This is a genomic window from Novosphingobium sp. BL-S-21 (assembly GCF_055521655.1).
On the sequence record NZ_CM145495.1, the window covers coordinates 1,749,906 to 1,769,565 of the forward strand.

The window sequence follows — 19,660 nt, forward strand, 5'->3', positions numbered from 1 at the left end:
AGGGTAGCGAAGATATTTCCGGCACCCGACTGTCTGGTTGCGATTTGTTGACGAAAGCAGGTTAATGCAATCGCTTCGAAGGACCCAGAAAGTCGGGGACCAAGTAGGGATCGCGAATGCTTAACGGCCATAAATTAGCGGGTCACCGGGGGGTGGCAGCGATAGTTGGTCTTCTCGGGCTGACGCTGGGCGGTTCGGCGGCACTTTTCGTGACCTCGCAGTCCATGGACCGAATCGCGGCAAACCGACAGCAGCAGCAAGTCGAAAAGACCATCGCGCGCACACTTTCCGGTGCTGCAGCCCAGGCCGCGGCCACCAGCGCGCGCATGGAACCTGCGCAGCGAATCGCAGCGCTCGGCCCGGACGAAGCCGCCAACTGGCTGGACAATGAGCTGGGACGGCCGACCGTCAGCGCTGAAACCACCCGGACCGTGGCCATCCTCTCCCGTTCCGGCGCGATCTACGGCTATACCCGCGGCGGCCGGGCCGACGAGGCCGATCTGGAGGAAATCCAGGACACGGCCAAGGATCTCGCCAGCTCGCTCCACGCATCGCCTGCCTCGGAAGGAACAGCCGCCAAGGCAGCGCCGGATGCCAAGGCTGATCTCGCCTCGGTTCGCGGCGTTCCCGTCGTCGTCGCTGCGTCCCGCATTCCCGCGGCGGGAGAGCCTTTGTCGCTGGTGACCATCACGTACCTCGACGATCCCCTGCTCAATCGTTGGTCCAGCACGCTAATGCTGGATGGGTTCACGGCCCTTGGCCCGCGCACCGCTGCGCCGTCCAACATGCGAAGCGTCCAGTTGTCAGCCTCGGACGGCACCTCGCTGGGCCGCCTCGCATGGCGGCCGGCCATGCCGGGGGAAGCAATCCGAGAATACGTTATCCCGGCCACCCTGGCGATCGGCGCAGCCGTGCTCGGCCTGTTCCTCATGGTAGCCTATCGTGCGAGCAACCTGAAGGACGAGGCCGAAACGAACTCGCAGCGCGCGCGTTATCTCGAACTTTTCGACCCCATCACGGGGCTGGTGAACCGCACGACTTTCATCAAGCAGCTTGAGCAGATCGCCGGCTCTCAGGCCTGCCAGCTCATCCTGCTGGACATCGACGATTTCAGCGCCATCAACGAAGAATTGGGCCATCGCGCCGGGGATCAAGTCATCCTCGACTTCGGCAAGCAGTTGCTCAAGGAATTCCAGGGTTCCCAGTGCCTCGTCTCGCGGCTCGACGGGGATGAGTTCGCCGTGCTGATCGTCGGCAATTCGGACATCTTCACGCTCGGCCCCCGTGCCACCGGCATCGCCATCACACGCGAAACGCGCGACGGAACAACCGTCGCCGTCACGATCTCAGCGGGCATCGCCGCTGCTCCGGAACATGGTCATACCGCCAGCGACCTGATGCGCCATGCCGACATCGCCCTCGGCGCTGCCAAGACGGCAGGACCGGAACGCCACGTCGTCTACGATCCCGCACTTGGGGAGGCCTTCAAGAGCCGCAAGGGCCTGGAAGCGCGGATGAAGAAGGCCATCGAGGACGAAGGCTTCGAGCTGTTCTATCAGCCGATCATCAGCCTGCGCACCATGAAGCCAGCCGGGGTGGAGGCGCTGTTGCGGCTGAAGCGCGGCGCCAAGGACACGCCCGCCGTTTTCGTCCCGGTGATCGAAAAGCTCGGTCTCATGCCGCAACTCGGCGCTTGGATCATCCAGCAAGCCTTCCGCGATAGCCGTCGCTGGCCGGACCTGCGGACCTCGATCAATCTCTCCCCGCTCCAGCTCGAGAACCCGGCGCTGCTCGATCAGATCGACTTCAACCGCGCCCGGTTCGACGTTTCCCCAAAATCGATCGGATTCGAGATCACCGAAGGCGTCCTCCTGAACAAGTCGCCCACCGTTCACGACAACCTCCAGGGTCTGCGCGACCGCGGTTACGTGATCGCTCTTGATGACTTCGGCACGGGATACTCATCACTCAGCTACCTCTCCGAATTCGAAATTCACCGACTGAAACTGGACCAGAGCTTCGTTCGCGGCGGCCGCCTGATCGAGATGCGCAGCGCCACGCTGATCCAGGGCGTGATCGACATCTGCCACAAGCTGAATATCGACGTTGTCGCAGAGGGCATCGAGGAAATCGCGGAAGCCGCCACCCTGCGCCAATGGGGATGCGATTTCGCCCAGGGCTATCAGTTCGGCAAGCCCGCCCCCGCCAGGATCGCCGCGCAAAACCTCATCACCCTCCAGAACAACGCCGCCGCCATCGTCGATTACCGCACGGGCGAGCCGATCCTGGGCGTGCTCTAACTGAGACCGGGCACCAGATTGTTGGCCTCCTAACTTCGCCGTCCACTCGCTTGATCCTCCCTGCAACATAGCCACCGACGGCGCCTGTCATTGGCGTTCAACAGCAAAACGGCTAGCAATCGCGGTACGTAGAAATCACTAGCACCGCTGGCCTTGCAGCTATGGCAATGCCCGCAATCACGGATATCGCGCCCGAAGTGCATCAGAAGCGCAAATGCCATTTTTATCACACCACGACCCGCGCCGGACTTAGCGTCAAGCAGCTGTGGGGAAATGGCAGCGCCAAGATTTGCGTGCGCCGCCACTTCCGCACCCTCGACGCAGATACAGAGTGCTCACATAAGTCGCAATGATCCCATACCGACACGATATTTATAAATATCCATTCGTTCCCCGCCCGATCACGTACAAACGCTGCCAAAATCGCACCAAGTAATTTCGCCCTCTGCCACCTACGATGCGGCTGCAAATTCACGGCCAGCGCAACCGTGTTTATTCTTTCAATGAGACCCTTTCGCCGCCAGAACCCCCGGCAACGTCTTGGCCATCAACCACGAGCGAACGCCACTCTTTTACTGCTCACGTAAGCCACATCCATGGTGACGCGTTGCTGATAGGAAGTGTCGCTTCTGCCACTGGTTTGCCAAATGCCCGTGAGACTGGGCCTGACACGGCAATAATGCTTGAAATAGGACCTGTATTTCTGGATTTCCTGCCCGACGATCGGCCTGGGTCCTGCCAGGCTCACTTCACCCGACAGAACATTGAGCAATTGCAGAAATTCATATTGCTAAGGGTTAGCGCTCGCCGCGAGGCACGACATTCACCGGTTCGTGTCCGATGCGGAGCTACGCGCGCTCTACGAAGCCGAGGCCATTTTCGTTTTTCCATCCTTGACCGAGGGCTTCGGTCTTCCCCCGATCGAAGCCATGCATTGCGGCGCGCCGGTTGTCGCGGCACGGGCAGGCGCCATGCCGGAAGTTTGCGGGGATGCCGCCCTTCTCGTCGATGCCGACTCGGCCGGTTCTTTCAAAGAGGCGATCCTGGCCGTTCTGGAAGGTCCCGCCTTAGGCTAGGCACTCTCCTTACGCGGGCGTATCCGCGCCGGCCAATTGACCTGGGACCATGCCGGCGAGCGGCTTCACACGATCATCTCGAGGATACTTCGGGAAGAACCTCCGTCTGAACGTCGCGGCCGGCCCGGTTCACCGTGACTCGCAAGTCGTTTGCCTGCCAGGCCAGCCAGTCTGCGCCCGGCGCCTCCCAATCCTGCAGGGACATCTCGGCGTCCTGTGCGTTCAGCCACCGGAGGTTCGGGGCGAGACGAGCGAACTGCCCCGGACGGGCGGCTCGAATGGCGGAAAGTCCAGCGACGTGATCTTCCATCTCCCGGTCGCGGTATTCCCAGTCAACCCAGCCGATGGCATTATCCTGGCAATAGGCATTGTTGTTACCTTGCTGGGTTCGGCCGAATTCATCGCCGGCGGTCAACATGATGGTGCCTGTGGAGGCGAAAAGCGTGCCGAGCATTGCCTTCATGTCTGCGCGGCGGGCCGCCACTATACCGGGCACGGATGTCGCACCCTCCGCACCGTTGTTCCAGCTGAAATTCTCACCGTGCCCGTCGCGGTTTTGCTCGCCATTGGCCCAGTTGTGGCGTTCCAGGTAAGATACTGTATCGGCCAACGTGAAGCCGTCATGAGCGGCCAGGAAATTGATCGAGCGGCAAGCATCTTCCATCGGTCCGAACAGATCTGACGAGCCTGCAAGCCGCGTCGCCAGTTTTCCAATGCCCTCCTCATGCTTCCAGAAACGGCGCACGTCGTCACGGAACCGATCGTTCCATTCCAGCCAGTTTGGCGGAAACTGACCGAGTTGGTAACCGGAAGGCCCGATGTCCCAAGGCTCTGCGATCATGACACGGGTGGACAGGATCGGATCGGCCGCAATTTCCGTAAAGATCGGCGCTGCAGGATCGAAACCGGGGCCACGCGCGAGGATAGGGGCAAGGTCGAAGCGGAACCCGTCGACGCCGCAGGTTCCCGCAAAGTGCCGCATGGCATCGAGGGTCAGGCGGCGCACCGCCGGATTGGCGAAATCGAGAGTATTGCCGCATCCGGTGTCGTTGATCAGCGATCCGTCCGGCGCATGGGCATAAGCTGCATTGTCGAGGCCGCGCAGGGACAGGACGCCGCCATCCACGTCGCTTTCGCCGCTATGGTTGAACACCAGGTCCAGCAGGACGCCGATGCCTTCGGCGTGGAGGGCCGCTACCGTCGATTGCAGTTCGGCAGTTCCGCCGGGGCAAAGACCGGGATCGAGCGCCATCATCGCCACCGGATTATAGCCCCAGGCGTTGACGAGCCCGAGCGGCGGCAGGTGGCGCTCGTCGATCCAGGCGACGATCGGCATGAGTTCGACGGCCGTGACGTGCAGCTTCTTCAAGTGCGCGATCACGGCGGGATGAGCGAGCGCTGCTACGGTTCCACGCAAGGGTGCGGGCACTTCGGGATGCAGACGCGTGAAAGCCCGGACGTTGAGTTCGTAAACCAGTCCGCCGACGACGAAACGCGGGGGCTCAATCAACGCGGGTTCGACGAGGGGAGGCACGAGCGCGCGCGGGACGATATCGGCGGTATCGTCGCCGAATGTAGCGAGCCTGGGGCTTTGGACGAAGCGGCGGTCCAGTTCCACGGCGTAGGGATCGACGAGCAGTTTTGCGGGATCGAACCAGAGCCCGCGATCGGGCGCCCATTCCCCCTCCGCCCGATAGCCGTAGCGCGCGCCGGTGAGGTCGCCCGGCATTTCCAGCACCCAGTTCGGGCCGTTTCGCACCATGGCGTAACGTCGTTCCCCCTCGCCGTCGAAGAGGCAGAGCCAGACTGCCGACGCAAGGGGACTGCGCAAGGCGAAACGGGTCATGCCTTCGCAGACCGACACGCCGAGCGGAATCATGCTGTCAGGGCGCGGTAGAGGTCGGCATAGGCCTGGCCGCTGGCCTTCCATGAGAAGTCGCACTTCATCGCGTTCTTCTGGATCGTGCGCCACTGCTCAGCGCGGTTATAGAGGTCCACCGTACGGGTCAGTGCGGCTGCAAACGCATCGTAATGGATGCCGTCGAATTGGACGCCAGTGGCCACGCCCGCGGCCAAAGCCGCCGGATTGGCATCGATCACGGTATCGGCCAGGCCGCCCGTGCGCGCCACCACCGGCACACAGCCATAAGCGAGACCATAGAGCTGCGTCAGGCCGCAAGGCTCGAACCGCGATGGCACCAGGATGGCGTCGCCGCCGCCCTGCATCCGGTGCGAGAGCGCTTCGTCGTAGCCGATCCGCACAGCGATGCGCCCCGGATGACGCGCGGCGGCCTGATGCAGGGCCTCTTCGATGGCGCTGTCGCCCGAACCCAGCAGGGCCAGGCGTCCGCCAAGGCCGACGAGATGGTCGAGCACTTCCAGCAGGACGTCCATGCCCTTCTGCCAGGTCAGCCGGGTAACGACGATGAACAGCGGCCCCTCGTCGATCTCCAGGCCGAATTCAGCTTCCAGCGCGCGTTTGTTGGCCGTGCGCCGCTCCAGCTTCTTCGCCTCGTAAGGGGCGGCCAAAGCCGGGTCTCGCGACGGGTCCCAGAGGCCGGTGTCGATGCCGTTGAGAATGCCGGACACTGCCCGGCCCCGCGCTACGATCAGGCCTTCCAGCCCCATGCCGAAAGCAGCGGAGCGGATTTCGCGGGCGTAAGTGGGGCTGACCGTCGTCACGGCATCGGCGCAAGCGAGACCGGCTTTCAGCATGCCGAGGCCGCCGTGATACTCGACCCCGTCGATCGACCAGGCCTCGCGCGGGAGGCCAAGGCGCGGGAAGACTTCAGCGCCGAACCAGCCCTGGAACGCCATGTTGTGGATGGTCACGATCGAGGGCACGCGGCCCGCCTCGCCGCCGAAAGGTGCGAAGTGGAGATAGGCCGGCGCCATGGCGGCCTGCCAGTCATGCGCATGGACGAGATCGAAGCGCCGGGGCTTGCCGCGGGCCACCATGGCCCCGCCGGCAATATCGGCAGCGGCGCGGCCCAGCGCCGAAAAACGCTGCCAGTTATCGCCCCAGTCCTGCCCGGCAACATCGGCATAGGGCGCACCGTCACGGGCATAGAGCGCGGGAGCATCGAGGACGAGCAAAGGATATCCGTCGATCTTGCCCGACAGCAGCCGCGCGGGAACGCCAAGCAGCAAATCCCAGGCATGTACGGAACGGGCGCGGCCGATCGCCTTCAGCACTGAGGGGTAGCCCGGCAGAAGCGTCGTCATTTCCACCCCGTGGCCCGCCAGCGCGGCGGGGAGTGCGCCGACGACATCCGCGAGACCGCCGGTCTTAACCAGCGGCACGGCCTCGGAAGCTACGGACAGGACTTTCAAGCGGATTCCCCGCAGGCCGCGATCGCAGACATGACCCTCACAGACATCACTTTCACAGATTCAGGCGATCGATCATGGGCTTGGTAATGAGGCAGACGCCATTGTCCGTCCGGCGGAAGCGGCGGCCGTCGAGTTCAGGATCCTCGCCCACCACCAGTCCTTCCGGGATGCGCACTCCGGAATCGATCACCACGCGCGAAAGGCGGGCATGGCGGCCGATGTTGCAATAGGGCAGGATCACCGCCTCGTTCACCGAGGAAAAGCTCCCCATCTTCACGCCTGTGAACAGCAGCGAGCGCCGCGCGAGCGAGCCGGAGACGATGCAATCCTGGCTAATCAGCGAGGAAATCGCCTGGCCGCGCCGTCCTTCCTCGTCATGGACGAACTTGGCGGGGGCGGCCACGACGGTATCGGTCCAGATCGGCCAATCGCGGTCGTACATGTCGAGCTTGGGCACGGTGTCGGTCAGGTCGAGATTGGCCTCGAAATAGGCGTCGACGGTGCCGACGTCGCGCCAATATTCCTCGATTTCCTCACTAGCGCGGATGCAGGAATTGGTGAAGCGGTGCGCCTGCGCCTTTCCGTGCTTGACGATGTAGGGAATGATGTCCCCGCCGAAATCGCGCTTGGAATCCGGGTCGGCAGCGTCGCGGCGCAATTGCTCGAACAGGAACTCGGTGTCGAACACGTAGATGCCCATGGATGCCAGGGCGTGAGCGGGATCGCCCGGAATCGAGGGGGGATCCTTGGGCTTTTCCAGGAACGAGGTGATCACGTCGTTCTCGTCGACATGTATCACGCCAAAAGCCCTCGCATCCTTGCGCGGCACCACCAGGCAGCCCACCGTCACGTCCGCGCCCGAATTGACGTGCTGCTGCAGCATCAATTCGTAATCCATCTTGTAGATGTGATCGCCGGCCAGGATGACCATGTACTTCGGCGTGTAGGAGGCGATGATGTCGATGTTCTGGAACACCGCGTCAGCCGTGCCTTCGTACCAGAGCAGCTCGGATATACGCTGGCTGGCGGGCAGGATGTCGAAGCTTTCGTTGCGTTCGGGCCGCATGAAGTTCCAGGCGCGGTTCATGTGCCGGATTAGGCTATGCGCCTTGTACTGCGTGGCCACGCCGATGCGGCGAATGCCGGAATTGATCGCGTTCGACAGGGCAAAGTCGATGATGCGGCTCATTCCCCCGAAATAGACCGCAGGCTTGGCGCGGTTGTCGGTCAATTCCGCAAGTCGGCTGCCTCGCCCCCCTGCCAGCACATAGGCCATGGCATCGCGCGCGAGTGGCGATCCGGTCGGCGTCCTCATTGCACTCACTCTCCTTCGTGTCGCCGTTTTCAACCGGCGTATTCGAGCATAATGGTTGCCAACGGCGGCAGTGTGACCAAGGCATGACCGTCTGCGGCTTCGACTTGGCCCAGGTTACCCTTGCCGGTTCCCCCGTAATGGGGAGAATCGCTGTTCAAGATCTCGTTCCATGTGCCGCCGCAAGGCAGCGGCAGTCTATAATCCGTGTGCATGGCCGGGGTCATATTCGAGATGATCGCGATCGGCGTCGCACCGGGCGCCTTGCGCAGCCAGGCGAAGACAGAATTGGCCGCATCGTCGACCACCAGCCATTCGAAGCCGTCGCCATCGCAATCGCCGCAGTGAAGCGCGGGCTTGTCGCGGTAGAGGTGGTTGAGGTCCTTCACCAGGTTGCGGATGCCTTCATGTGCAGGGGCGTCGCGCAAGTCCCAGTCGAGCGCGCGTTCCTCGCTCCATTCGCGGCGCTGGGCGAACTCCTGGCCCATGAACAGCAGCTTCTTGCCCGGATAGCCCCACATCATGCCGTAATAGGCGCGCAAGTTGGCGAATTTCTGCCAATCGTCCCCGCTCATCTTGTTCAGCAGCGAGCCCTTGCCATGGACCACTTCGTCATGGCTGAGCGGCAGGACGTAATTTTCGGAAAACGCGTAGACCAGGCCGAAAGTGATGTCGTTGTGGTGATAGCGCCGGTGCACCGGATCACGGGCCATGTAGCGCAGCGTGTCGTGCATGAAGCCCATGTTCCACTTGAAGCCGAAGCCCAGCGCGGAAGCATGCTCGCCTTCCGGCACGTCATAGGCCGGCTGGGTGACTCCGGGCCATGCGGTCGATTCCTCGGCGATGGTGAAGACTCCGGGATACTGGCCATAAAGCGCGCGGTTGGTGGCGCGCAGGAAATCCACCGCTTCCCAGTTCTCGCGCCCACCCTGCTCGTTCGGGATCCACTCGCCGGCCTTGCGCGAATAATCGCGGTAGAGCATCGAGGCGACGGCATCAACGCGCAGCCCGTCGACGTGATAGCGATCGGCCCAGAACAGCGCGTTGTTGACGAGGAAGCTCTGCACCTCGCGCCGCCCGAAGTTGTAGATCAGGGTGTTCCAGTCCGGTTGGAAGCCCAGCCGCGGGTCCTGGTGCTCGTAGAGTGCGGTGCCGTCGAAGCGGACCAACCCGTGATCGTCTTTCGGAAAATGCGCCGGCACCCAGTCCAGGATGACACCGATCCCCGCCCGATGCGCGCCGTCCACGAAACGCGCAAACCCCGCGGGTTCGCCGAAGCGGGCGCTGGGGGCATAGAGCCCGGTCGTCTGGTAGCCCCAGGACGGATCGTAGGGGTGCTCGCTGATGGGCAGGAATTCGATATGGGTGAAGCCCATCTCCACGACATAGGGGATGAGCTTGTCCGCCATGTCGTCCCAATTGAGGAACCAGTTGAAGCGGTCGCGCTGCCAGGACCCGGCGTGGACCTCGTAGATCGATACCGGCACCTTGCGCGGATCGACCGATGCCCAGTGATCGCGATGGGCCTCGTCACCCCATTCGAGCTTGGCGGGGTGAGCGGTCATCGACGCGGTGGCCGGACGGATTTCCGACATGAAGGCGAATGGATCGGCCTTGAGCGGCTGCACGCTGCCGTCCGCGCCGACGATATGATACTTGTAGGCACGGTAATCAGCGATGTCGGGGATGAATATCTCCCAGACGCCGATGTCCTTGCGGCTGCGCATGAGGTGGCGGCGGTGATCCCAGTCGTTGAAATCACCCACCACGCTCACTAGGCGGGCGTTGGGTGCCCAGACGGCGAAATGGACCCCGTTGGCGCCCTCGTGCCGCATGATATGCGCGCCGAGCTTATCGAACAGGCGAAAATGCGTGCCCTGCGCGATCAGCAGGTCGTCGATGGGGCCCAGCACCGGCCCGAACGTGTAGGGATCGGTGACCAGCCAGTCGCTGTCGCCGGCGGTGCAGCGATAGCGGACAGGCTGCGGATTGCCGAGCAGCTTGCCCTCGAACAGGAAGCGGTCGTCCACTTTGCCCAGCATGCCGAGCCGGCGGCCGTCCAGGCTGAAGGCCTCGACCGTCTCCGCGCCAGGCAGGATGGCGCGTGCGTAACACCCGTCAGGCCCGGGATGGAGGCCGAGAAGCGAGAACGGATCGGCGTGGACGCCTTGCAGCAGGGACTCGATAGCGCTTTCGGGTGGCTTCACAGGACCTTCCAGATGTCTTTGGCATACTCGGAGATAGTCCGATCCGAGGAGAACCAACCGACATTGGCGATGTTCCTGATAGTTGCCGAATGCCAGCCCGCCATGTCTTCCCACCGGGCGTCGATCGAGCGCTGGGCGGCGGCATAGCTGTCGAAATCGGCAGCGCACATGAACCAGTCGTGGTCGTAGATGCCGCCGATGAGGTCCTTGTAGCGATCCGGGTCGTCGGGCGAGAACACGCCCGAGGAAATCGCCGAGAGCGCCTGGCGCAGTTCGCGCGATCCGTCGATCACTTCGCGCGGGTTGTAGCCGCTCGCGCGCTTGGCTGCCACTTCTTCCGCCGTGAGGCCGAAGATAACAATATTGTCGTCTCCCACATGGTCCTTGATCTCGACATTGGCGCCGTCGAGCGTGCCGATGGTGAGAGCGCCGTTGAGCGCGAACTTCATGTTGCCGGTGCCGGAAGCTTCCATGCCCGCGGTCGAGATCTGTTCGGACAAGTCAGCCGCCGGGAAGATGCGCGCCCCCAGGCTGACGTTGTAATTGGGCACGAAGACCACTTTCAGCAGCCCGCCGACCGAGGGATCGGCATTAACGCGCCGGGCGATGTCATTGGCCAGTTTGATGACCAGCTTGGCGTTGTGGTAGCTCGGCGCGGCCTTGCCCGCGAAGATCTTCACGCGCGGCACCCAGTCCCGTTCGGGATGGCTGCGGATCTGGTCATAGAGCGCCACCGTCTCGATCAGGTTCAGCAGCTGGCGCTTGTATTCGTGGATGCGCTTGATCTGCACGTCGAACAGAGCGTCGGGATCGAGCCGGATGCCCATTGTCTTCTTGATGTAGTCCGACAGCGCCATCTTGTTGGCGCGCTTCACGTCGGCCACCCGCGCGCCGAACTGCGCATCGGCCGCGAAAGCGTTGAGGTCGGAGAGCTTTTCCGCATCGTCGAGGAAGCCGTCCCCGATCGCCTCGCGGATCACCGAGGTCAGCCCCGGATTGCACTGCTGCAGCCAGCGGCGCGGCGTGACGCCGTTGGTCTTGTTGTTGATCCTGTCGGGATAGAGCTTGTGAAGGTCCGCGAAGACCGTCTTCTTCATCAGGTCGGTATGAAGCGCGGCCACGCCGTTGACCGAATGGGCTCCCACGAAGGCCAGGTTGGCCATGCGTACGCGGCGCTCTCCGTTCTCGTCGATCAGCGAGATCGCCGAGATTTCGGCATCGCTGCAGCCGGCCTTGCGTGCTTCGCGCAGGACGCGGCTGTTGATCGCGTAGATGATCTGCATGTGGCGCGGCAGCAAGCGCTCGAACAGCGGCAGCGGCCAGGATTCCAGCGCCTCCGGCAGGAGCGTGTGATTGGTATAGGACACCGTGCGGCGGCAGATGTCCCAGGCTTCGTTGAATTCAAGGCCGTTTTCATCGACCAGCAGGCGCATCAGCTCGGCGACGGCCACCGAGGGATGGGTATCGTTGAGCTGTATCGCCGCCTGCTCCGGCAGGGTGCGGATATCGCCCAGGTACTGGACGTGACGGCGCACGATGTCCTGGATCGAGGCGGCGGTGAAGAAATACTCCTGCCGCAGCCGCAGTTCCTGTCCGGCCGGGCTGGAATCCGCGGGATAGAGCACCCGCACGAGGCTGTCGGCGCGGACCTGCTCGGCCAGCGCGCCGAAGTGGTCGCCGGCGTTGAAGGCGTCGAGCTTGATCGGATCGAGCGGGCTGGCGGTCCAGAGGCGCAGGGTGTTCACGCGCTTGCCACGCCAGCCGACCACCGGCGTGTCGATCGCCGTGGCCTCGACCTGCTCGGCCGGGTGCCAGAACACGCCGTCCCCTTCGGCCACGACCTCGCCGCCGAAACCGATGCGGTAAGTGCTCTCAAGCCGCTCAAACTCCCAGGGATTGCCGTGGGCCAGCCAGGTTTCCGGCAGCTCCACCTGCCAGCCGTCGTCCACGCGCTGGCGGAACATGCCGTTCACGTAGCGGATGCCATAGCCGTAAGCCGGAATATCCAGCGTGGCGAGGCTCTCCATGAAGCAGGCTGCCAGCCGGCCGAGACCGCCGTTGCCGAGCGCCGCATCGGGTTCCAGTTCCTCCAGAGCCGCAAGGTCAAGGCCGTGGCCCTTCAACGCGGCTTCGAACTCGCGGGTCATGCCCATGTTCGAGAGCGCGTCGCGCAGCAAGCGACCGATCAGGAACTCCATCGAGAGATAATAGACCCGCTTGCCCTGGGAATCGTAAGTGCGGCGGGTGGAATCGATCCACTTCTCGATGATTTCGTCGCGCAGGGCGAGGATCGAGGCGGTGTACCAGTCATGCTGCTTGGCCGCCCGTTCGTCCTTGCCGACGCGCTGGCGAAGCACCCTGACGATGTGCTTGTCCATTTCCGAGGGCGCTTCGGCCTTGCTGTTGGAAACAGGTTCGGTCGCCACGGGCACACTCCTGGTATTGGACGTGCAGGATGGTTTGAAAAATCCTGCAATCCGTATGGTTTAGCGTCAGGGAAGCAAAAGCGGACCGCTGCACTTTCCCGCGCTTCCTGATCATGGCTAGCACAGCGCCCGCTTGCGGCAAGGGGCATTGTGCAGTGCCGCAAAAAATTCGCGCCGGGCTGCCCCGCTGGTGATATGATCGCCCGCAAATACCCGCGAAAGGTGCTCATGAGCCTGATCGAATCCGACGTCGCCCCAACCCCTTCCATTCCTGGCGCCGCTTCCGGCCTTCCCTCCGCTTCTCCAGCCCTCGATTCGACCCGTTCCCCCTGGTGGCAAGGCGCGGCGATCTACCAGATCTATCCGCGCAGCTTCCAGGATTCCAACGGCGACGGCGTGGGCGATCTTCCCGGCATCACCCGCCGCCTGCACCATGTCGCCCGGCTGGGCGTGGACGCGATCTGGATTTCGCCCTTCTTCACTTCTCCGATGCGCGACTTCGGCTACGACGTCGCGGACTATTGCGGGATCGACCCGGTCTTCGGCACCATGGCCGATTTCGACGCGCTGGTTGCCCACGCTCACGACCTGGGCCTCAGGGTCATCATCGACCAGGTCTATGCCCATACCTCGGACCTCCACTCCTGGTTCGCGGAAAGCCGCTCGGACCGCGGCAATCCCAGAGCGGACTGGTACGTCTGGCACGATCCCCGCGAAGACGGCACCCCGCCCTGCAACTGGCAATCGGTGTTCGGCGGCCCGGCCTGGACCTGGGATGGCCGCCGCCGCCAATATTACATGCATACTTTCCTGAAGGAGCAGCCGCAGCTCAACATGCACAATCCCGCGGTGCAGGACGCGGTGCTGCAGGCGGCCCGGTTCTGGCTGGAGCGCGGCGTGGACGGCTTCCGGCTGGACGCGCTCAACCACGCGATGCACGATCCGCTGCTGCGCGACAATCCTCCCGCCCCGGCCGACGGCCGCCTCCGCACCCGCCCCTTCGACTTCCAGCTCAAGACCTACAGCCAGTCCCACCCCGACATGATCGGCTTCGTCGAGCGGTTGCGGGCGGTCTGCGACGAATATGGCGCCATCCACACCGTGGCCGAGATCGGAGGAGACCATCCGCAGGCGGACCGGCGCGGCTATACCGCCGGGGAACACCGGCTGAACAGCGCCTATGGTTTCGACTTCCTCTACGCCCCCGCCCTCACCGCCCGCTTCGTGGCGGAGACCTTGCAGCGCTGGGAGCTTGCCCCGGACGAGAACGGCGGCTGGCCGAGCTGGGCCTTCGAAAATCACGATGCCCCCCGTGCCCTCTCCCGCTGGTGCGCGCCAGAGCACCGGGCCATCTTCGCCCGGACGAAGATGGCTCTGCTCATGGCCCTGCGCGGCAATGTGATCCTCTACCAGGGCGAGGAGCTAGGGCTGCTTCAGGACGAGATCGCCTTCGAGCAGTTGCAGGATCCCGAAGCCATCGCCAACTGGCCACTGACCCTCTCGCGCGACGGTGCCCGCACGCCGCTGCCCTGGGAGGACCTCCCCCTCGGCGGCTTCACGCCGGTGTCGCCCTGGCTGCCGCTTTCCGCGGAGAACCTCACCCGCGCAGTCGCCATCCAGGAGAGCGATCCCGCCTCGCTGCTCCATTTCACGCGCAAGCTGCTGGCCCTGCGCCAGTCGAGCCCGGTGCTGCGGCACGGCGCGCTGGAGGATCTCGCCTGCGACGGCGAACTGCTGTCCTTCCTGCGCGTGGAAGGGGAGGAGCGCCTGCTCTGCCAGTTCAATCTCTCGCCCGAGCCGCTGGCGCCCAGCCCCGCACTCCAGGCCCTTGCGGTGCAGGGCGATATCGTTCTTGCCATCAACGGCGCGGCGCCGGCTGCCCTCCCGCCTTACGGCGTGCTCTGGGTGAGGGCCCGATAAGGGGCGCGAAGAACCGCCGCGGCCGCCCTTCCTGGCACGCGCCGACCAACGATTTCGCTGGCTGGCACGGCTGCGCATTGTCTAGAGGGCCGGCATGATCAAAGCGCCTTCCCTTGCCCTGCTGCTCTCCGCGCTCCTGCTTTCCGCGGCTCCCGCTGCGGCCCTGGCGGAAACCGCCGTGGTGACTTCGCCCGAGCCGCTTCCGCCCCGGCACGATCGCCCGCGGGTGTTCCTGGGAGGCAGCATCGACATGGGCTCCGCGCCCGACTGGCAGAAGCAGGTGATCGAGGCGCTTCGCGGCGAGGACGTGGTCCTGCTCAATCCGCGCCGCCCGGACTGGAACCCAGCCTGGAAGCCCGAGGCCAGCGAGCCGGAGTTCCGCCGCCAGGTCGAATGGGAACTGGCCGCGCTCGACAGTGCCGACGTGATCGTGCTCTACCTCGCGCCCGGATCGCAAAGCCCGGTGAGCCTGTTGGAACTGGGGCTGCATGCACGCTCCGGCAAAGTCGTGCTGCTCTGCCCGCCGGGTTTCTGGCGAAAGGGCAATGTCGACATCACCGGCGCGCGATACGGCGTGAAGCAGGTGACCAGCCTCGACGAACTGATCGCCGAGACGCGCCTGCGCGTAGCGGCGGCAGCGCAGGGCCTCACGGCCGAGAAATGACCCGCGCCGCCCGATCCCGCGGTTCCGTTGCCTACTGCTGCGTCCACTCCACCCGGTAGAGGTCGAAGCGCCGGTCCTTCAGGTTCTGCACCGCGCCTGACTGACGGGCCGTCAGCAGCGCATCCAGGCTGAGGTCGGCGATGGCGATCGTCTCGGTATTGGCCGCGGTGTCCGCCGCCACTCCGTCGCGCGCGAAGGGGAAATCAGACGGCGTAAGGATCGCGCTTTCCGCGTAGTGGACGTCCATGTTCTCCACGTTGGGCAGGTTGCCGACCACGCCCGAGGTCACGACGTAGCACTGGTTCTCCACCGCGCGGGCCTGGCAGCAATACCGCACGCGCAGGAAGCCGCGGCGCTCATCGGTGCAGAACGGCACGAACAGCATCAGCGCCCCCTGGTTCACGAGGTGGCGGGAAAGCTCGGGGAACTCGCTGTCATAGCAGATCATCACGCCGATCGGGCCGCAATCGGTGGGGATTACGTTGGCGCCGTAGCCGCCCTTGATGTTCCACCAGCGCCGCTCGGACGGGGTGGGATGCAGCTTCTGCGTCTCGTGCACCGCACCGTCGCGCAGGAAGGTATAGGCGATATTGCGGATCTCGCTCTTGCCCTGGCCCAGCTTGACGCGGGTGGGATGCGAACCGCCGATGATGTTGATGTTGTAGCTCACCGCCATGCGCTGCATGAATTCCACGAAACGCTCGGTGTAGTCCGCGATCTTCTCGATCGCAGCCGCGGGTTCCAGCTTGGTCTCTTCGATCGACAGCAGCTCCAGCGTGAACAGCTCGGGGAAGACCACGAAATCGCTCTCGTAATCGGCGGCCACGTCGATCCAGTATTCCACCTGCTCCTCGAACTGGTCGATCTGTTCGATCTTGCGCATCATGAACTGGACGGTGGCCACCCGCACGGTCGAAGGCACGCGCTCCTTGAAGCCGGGCACCGCCTTGCCCGTATCGCGCGGGGCGAGCGGGTTGGTCCAGTACATCAGGACCGCGTTGCCGCCGCTTTCCTTGTCGTTCGGGATGTAGTCCGGCAGAATTTCGCGCGGCTCGTAACCCTCGTTCATCTGGAACTGGATCACCTGGTCGCGCACTTTCTTGTCGCGCACGGCCTGGAGGTAGTCGGCCGGGTCGGGATATTGGCGCATGCGCCGCGAATAGCCCGGCATGCGCCCGGCGAAGGCGATGCCCTTCAGCTCGAAATACTGGCAGACTTCCTTGCGCTTGCGATAGAGCCGCTGGCCGATGCGCAGGCGGCGGTAATCGGGGTCCACGCAAACCTCGAAACCGTAGAGCACGTCGCCATCGTCCGACGGCGGACGGCCATAACCGCCGTTGCTGATCTCCTCCCAGGTATGCGGGCGGAAGGCCTGGGCGGCGGTGACGATCATCGTCGCGCAGTGGCCGACGACCTTGCCGTCATATTCGGCAACGAACTGTCCTTCCGGAAAATTGATGACCTGGCCCCGGATCTCGGCGCGGGTGAAGGCATCGGCCTTGCCGTAGACTTTCACCGAGAGCCGCGCGATCGCGGGTGCATCGGCTACAGTGGCGGGGCGGATGATGAGCTTGGCTTTTGTCTGGTCCATGAAGGCGTTTCCTACGCATGAGACCGGCAGAGGTTCCAGCCTCGAAAATGACTCTTTTCCCGTCGCTTGCGGGATATTTTCGGCCGGGCGCCCGTTATCCCCTTCGAAAGGAGAGACGAATGAGCGCTACACTCATTGCCCTCGCCCTGTTTGGCTGCAGCGATGACGGATCAGCTTGCGAGAGGCTATCGACGCCTGTGCAAACTTACGAATCGCGCGCCGAATGTACCGCACGCCTCGATGACGCCCTGGCTACGGAAGCCGCGTTGAAGGCGGAAGCGCCCACGGTTTACGCCCAGTGCCTGAGCAACCGCCAGATGGCCTCGCTTGGCAAGGGAACTGTCGATCTCAGGCGCGTGAACGGCGTCCAGTTCGCCGCCAGATAGCGTTACGTAACCCGGCACGGACCTTGGGAAGCGTGGGGGCAACTTCTCGCGAAACCCTGAGGGAAAGCTCGGGGCATAGGGGCGTCGGCACAAGCCGGCGCCCCTGCTCATCATACCGAAACCAAAAACCGGTGCCCGGCACGGGCTGACCGAGCCGGTCAGCCGCGGCCACGGTAGCCCTGCACGCCCTGGTCGGGAACCCAGAGCCCTTCCGGCGCCGCGCCGGATTGCCAGAACACGTCGATGGGAATGCCGCCGCGCGGATACCAGTAGCCGCCGATGCGCAGCCAATGGGGCTTCATCTCGTCGAACAGGCGCTGGCCGATACCGACAGTGACGTCCTCGTGGAAGCCGTTGTGGTTGCGGAACGCGCCGAGGAACAGCTTGAGGCTCTTGGATTCGACGATGGTTTCCCCCGGTGCATAGTCGATCACCAGGTGCGCGAAATCGGGCTGGCCGGTAACCGGGCAGAGCGAGGTGAATTCGGGCGCGGCGAAGCGCACCAGATAGAGGCTGCCCTGGCGCGGGTTCGGCACGTAGTCCAGCACGGCGTCTTCGGGAGACGTCGGCAGCGCGCTGTTCTGGCCCAGATGCAGCGGAGTCATGGTGGTGTCAGTCATGTCGCCATTGATAGGTGCCCCGGCGCCGCGCTTCAAGCCATGCGACCGAGACGGCGGCCGGGACCGGGACCGGAACCGTGACGGACATCCGACCCTGCAATGCGGGCCGCCGCAAGTGCGGCGGGGAAATGCGCCAAGGGCGCGATTGCCCGCGCGCCCCGCATTGGGCTATGATCGCTCACGTCTCGCCGCGCTGGAGCGGAGCATTAACCGCGGGTTCAGCGCATGGTCTAATGTGGGGCTGGGAGTTTGATGCGGGGCCGATGTGACTAAATTCGCGACACCACTTTCACGCGCGGCACTTGCGCTCGGCCTCATGGCGGGACCGACGACGGCTTTCGCGCAATCGACCTGGAGCCTGCCGCCCGGCCAGCAGGAAGGCCAGGGCGCGCCGCGCCCGCAAGGTCCGGTGGACCCGCAGAACCCCACCGTCACCCCGCGCGACACCGCTCCCGATGCACCGGCCGCAGCCCCCGCCGCAGCGCCCACTTCGCGGCCGACACCGGTGCCGACCATCGCCGCCCCGCCGCCGCCCACCGCGCGCGCCAGCGACCGCCCGCAGCAGCGTGCGACCCAGCCGGCCGCCACGGCCACGCCCGCTCGTCCGGCGGAGCCATCGCGCACGGAACCCGCCGCCGCCGCGCCCTCACCCGCCGTCACCCCCTCGGCCCAGCTGCCGGCTCCGGCTCCGGCGCTGGCACCCGCCCCCACGCCGACAGCGAGCGAAAGCGCCGCTCTGCCGGCCCAGCCTTCCGCCGCGCCGGAAGCGGACCTCGCAGGCCCGCCCGCAGCCACGCCGCATTGGCCGGAGTGGTGGCTGGCCATCCCCGCTGCCTTGGTCGCGGCCGGGGTCGGCGTCTTCCTGCTCCTTCGCCGCCGCCGCGCACCTGCCACGGCCTGGGAAGAAGCCGGTCTCGAACCTGAAGCCGAGCCCGAGGACGAAATCGTCCAGGAGACGGCCGATGCCCCCGTCGCAGCCGCCGCCATCGCCGCGCTCGACCCCGTAGCCCCCGTTTCGCCGGCCCCCCGCGTGCAGCCGCTGCGCAATCCCGGGCCGCAATCGCCGTCGCAGCCGGCACCAGCTGCGATACCGACCCCTAATCCGGCGCCGGCAAGGGCCCCGGCGCCGTCCGGTCCGGGCGTGATCGCAGTCGATTTCGAACCGGTGACGCTGCGCCTGTCGCTCGTCTACGCCACGCTGCAATATCGCCTGACCTTGGCCGCGCCGGAAAGCGGCCTTGCCGAGCCCTGGCGCGTGCTAGGCGACATGATCTCCGCCCACGCCTCGCTATCGCAAGTAGAGCAGCTCGCGCCCGAACCTGCCGCCTTGCCGCTGCGCCACACCCTCGAAGCGCTCGCCCCCGGCGAAACGCGCACGTTCAAGGGCGAACTGCAATTGCCGCTCAACGCGATTCGCGTGATGCGCCAGGGACAGGCCAGCCTCTTCGTGCCGCTCGTGCGCCTGTGCCTCGTGGACGAGCATGGCCATGCCGAGCGCCGCGTGTTCTCGCTGGGCGTTCCGGGCGAAGGTCCGGATCCCGCGACTGTCCGGCTCGCCCCCATCCGCCTCGACACCGGCCCGCGCGACCATGCCACGATCGCCGCCCGTGAAGTCGAAGCCGCCCGCGACATCGGGCAGGATCCCAATTCCCCGATGCGCCGCCTCGCCTGATTCTCAGGCATGCCGGGGCCTGAGCGGGCCAATTACCGCTTCGGCCACCTGCCGCCATGAAGCAGCCGGCGCCATCACGGCGTCCGCTGGCCGTCTTGCCTCTCGACCCCCGCCCCGCGGGGCGGTAGTGCTGGAAGCGCAAGAGCGGAGAGC

14 protein-coding genes are annotated in these 19,660 nt (G+C 64.8%); 6 read left to right on the forward strand and 8 right to left on the reverse strand.

What is annotated here, in order from left to right:
- Positions 1-152: 152 nt before the first annotated feature.
- Positions 153-2,300 (forward strand): putative bifunctional diguanylate cyclase/phosphodiesterase, encoded by a 2,148-nt coding sequence (locus ACZ1J6_RS06940; RefSeq protein WP_431568239.1) that lies wholly within the window; start codon positions 153-155, stop codon positions 2,298-2,300.
- A 547-nt stretch (positions 2,301-2,847) separates the two neighbouring features.
- Here the strand turns inward: ACZ1J6_RS06940 and ACZ1J6_RS06945 are convergent.
- Entirely contained in the window at positions 2,848-3,048 is a 201-nt protein-coding gene (locus tag ACZ1J6_RS06945; RefSeq protein ID WP_465127436.1) for a sugar transferase, read from the reverse strand.
- A gap of 85 nt (positions 3,049-3,133) precedes the next feature.
- Here ACZ1J6_RS06945 and ACZ1J6_RS06950 point away from each other — a divergent pair, with 85 nt between their 5' ends.
- Entirely contained in the window at positions 3,134-3,376 is a 243-nt protein-coding gene (locus tag ACZ1J6_RS06950) for a glycosyltransferase (RefSeq protein WP_465127181.1), read from the forward strand.
- 73 nt (positions 3,377-3,449) lie between these two features.
- On the opposite strand, the gene glgX is transcribed toward ACZ1J6_RS06950, so the two are convergent.
- Genes glgX through ACZ1J6_RS06975 form a run of 5 tightly spaced genes read right to left on the reverse strand, consistent with a single transcriptional unit; the run spans position 3,450 to position 12,606 of the window.
- Positions 3,450-5,255 (reverse strand): glycogen debranching protein GlgX, encoded by a 1,806-nt coding sequence (glgX, locus tag ACZ1J6_RS06955; protein WP_465127182.1) that lies wholly within the window; start codon positions 5,253-5,255, stop codon positions 3,450-3,452.
- Positions 5,252-6,715, reverse strand: a complete 1,464-nt coding sequence (glgA, locus tag ACZ1J6_RS06960) for a glycogen synthase GlgA (protein ID WP_465127437.1) — start codon at positions 6,713-6,715, stop codon at positions 5,252-5,254. The genes glgX and glgA overlap by 4 nt, the downstream gene beginning before the upstream one ends.
- Positions 6,716-6,761: 46 nt before the next feature.
- Positions 6,762-8,024 (reverse strand): glucose-1-phosphate adenylyltransferase, encoded by a 1,263-nt coding sequence (gene glgC, locus ACZ1J6_RS06965; RefSeq protein ID WP_465127183.1) that lies wholly within the window; start codon positions 8,022-8,024, stop codon positions 6,762-6,764.
- A 29-nt stretch (positions 8,025-8,053) separates the two neighbouring features.
- The gene (gene glgB, locus ACZ1J6_RS06970) at positions 8,054-10,228 is read right to left on the reverse strand and encodes a 1,4-alpha-glucan branching protein GlgB (protein ID WP_465127184.1); all 2,175 of its coding nucleotides are present in this window, start codon (positions 10,226-10,228) and stop codon (positions 8,054-8,056) included.
- Positions 10,225-12,606: a glycogen/starch/alpha-glucan phosphorylase gene (locus ACZ1J6_RS06975; RefSeq protein ID WP_465127438.1), complete on the reverse strand. Its 2,382-nt coding sequence runs from the start codon at positions 12,604-12,606 to the stop codon at positions 10,225-10,227. The genes glgB and ACZ1J6_RS06975 overlap by 4 nt, the downstream gene beginning before the upstream one ends.
- A gap of 276 nt (positions 12,607-12,882) precedes the next feature.
- Here ACZ1J6_RS06975 and ACZ1J6_RS06980 point away from each other — a divergent pair, with 276 nt between their 5' ends.
- Together ACZ1J6_RS06980 and ACZ1J6_RS06985 are read left to right on the forward strand one after the other, a co-directional pair.
- Complete coding sequence (locus ACZ1J6_RS06980; RefSeq protein ID WP_465127185.1) at positions 12,883-14,574, forward strand: alpha-amylase family glycosyl hydrolase; 1,692 nt, start codon at positions 12,883-12,885, stop codon at positions 14,572-14,574.
- 94 nt (positions 14,575-14,668) lie between these two features.
- Positions 14,669-15,238 carry a nucleoside 2-deoxyribosyltransferase domain-containing protein gene (locus tag ACZ1J6_RS06985; RefSeq protein ID WP_465127186.1) on the forward strand — a complete coding sequence of 190 codons (570 nt, stop codon included), beginning with the start codon at positions 14,669-14,671 and terminating at the stop codon, positions 15,236-15,238.
- Positions 15,239-15,269: 31 nt separating this feature from the next.
- On the opposite strand, the gene ACZ1J6_RS06990 is transcribed toward ACZ1J6_RS06985, so the two are convergent.
- Positions 15,270-16,829, reverse strand: a complete 1,560-nt coding sequence (locus ACZ1J6_RS06990) for a bifunctional GNAT family N-acetyltransferase/carbon-nitrogen hydrolase family protein (RefSeq protein WP_134093641.1) — start codon at positions 16,827-16,829, stop codon at positions 15,270-15,272.
- Positions 16,830-16,948: 119 nt separating this feature from the next.
- Between ACZ1J6_RS06990 and ACZ1J6_RS06995 the strand changes: the two genes are divergently transcribed.
- Positions 16,949-17,215 (forward strand): hypothetical protein, encoded by a 267-nt coding sequence (locus ACZ1J6_RS06995; protein ID WP_132270035.1) that lies wholly within the window; start codon positions 16,949-16,951, stop codon positions 17,213-17,215.
- A 158-nt stretch (positions 17,216-17,373) separates the two neighbouring features.
- Here ACZ1J6_RS06995 and queF read toward each other — a convergent pair whose 3' ends face one another.
- Positions 17,374-17,835 (reverse strand): preQ(1) synthase, encoded by a 462-nt coding sequence (queF, locus tag ACZ1J6_RS07000; RefSeq protein WP_132270033.1) that lies wholly within the window; start codon positions 17,833-17,835, stop codon positions 17,374-17,376.
- A 316-nt stretch (positions 17,836-18,151) separates the two neighbouring features.
- Between queF and ACZ1J6_RS07005 the strand changes: the two genes are divergently transcribed.
- A complete protein-coding gene (locus ACZ1J6_RS07005) occupies positions 18,152-19,507 on the forward strand; it encodes a hypothetical protein (RefSeq protein WP_465127187.1) in 1,356 nt (451 codons plus the stop codon).
- Positions 19,508-19,660: the final 153 nt, after the last annotated feature.